The organism is Bradyrhizobium sp. Leo78, from assembly GCF_059512425.1.
Map to the genome: position 1 here is coordinate 1 of NZ_JCAMOT010000153.1, position 1,051 is coordinate 1,051.

General features: G+C 60.1%; 1 protein-coding gene. It reads right to left on the reverse strand.

From position 1 onward, the window contains the following. Positions 1-10: 10 nt before the first annotated feature. Positions 11-957, reverse strand: a protein-coding gene (locus tag AC5ZG1_RS43995) for an IS630 family transposase (RefSeq protein WP_496136519.1) whose coding sequence is annotated in 2 segments (ribosomal slippage) — positions 11-616 and positions 619-957 — 945 coding nt in all. Because the reading frame shifts where the segments join, the coding sequence is not laid out codon by codon here. Positions 958-1,051 lie beyond the last annotated feature (94 nt).

Here is a 1,051-nt window from a genome sequence, read left to right on the forward strand (position 1 = left end):
CGTGATGAGATTAGGTTTGACCATATCCGGCGTTGGTGAAGTAGTTTGAGCACTCGGCGGGTGTGACAGTGTCGAGGATCGGACCAATGGCATCGTAGACAGCCTCGGTGGTCCGCTTTGCGGCTTTGCGAAGCCAATGCTTGAGTTTGGCGAAGAACTGCTCGATCGGGTTCAGATCGGGTGAGTATTTCGGTAGGAAGAACAACCGTGCACCGGCGGCACGGATGATGCGGCGTACGGCCTTGCCCTTGTGCGAGCCGAGGTTGTCCATGATCACGATGTCGCCGGGCGGCAATGTCGGGACGAGAACCTTCTCGACGTAGGTTTGAAAGGTTTCGCCATTGATCGGCCCATTGATGAGCCACGGGGCCGTGACGCGATCGTGGCGCAAGGCGGCCAGGAAGGTCATGGTCTGCCAGTGGCCATGTGGCACCTTGGCCTTGAGCCTTTGACCGCGCGGCGCCCAGCCCCGCAGCGGCGCCATATTGGTTTTGGTCCAGGTCTCGTCGATGAACACCAGGCGAGACGGATCGATCCGCTCCCGACATTTGCTCCATTGCGTCCGCCGACGGGCAACATCGGGACGGTCCTGCTCGGCAGCAATCAGCGTCTTTTTTTGTGACTGAGCTTCTCGGCGTGGACGAAGTCCCACACCGTCCGGTAATCGACCTTCAGACCACGCTCGGCAAGCTCGGCCACCAGCCCGCGCAAGGTGAAATCCGCCGTCCGGCAGCGTTGCACCAGCCAATCACGATGCTTTCCCGAAATCTTCTTCGGCTTGTAGCCGCCGATCTGATCCGGCTCGACGCTGCCGGTCGCGCGAAAGCGCTGCACCCAGAGAATGGCCGTGCTGATGCCTACACCAAATTGCGCCGCCGCCTGATGGCACGACAGGCCGCCCTTGCAAACGGCGTCAACCACGCGCTCACGCAGATCAGTCGAATACGCCCGCCCCATCCATGCCGGCCTCCTTCCCAGCCAGCATGTTGAATCAGAACCGATCTGATTTGGGAATCCTCAATCGATTCAATCTAATCCCATCCCGCTCTAG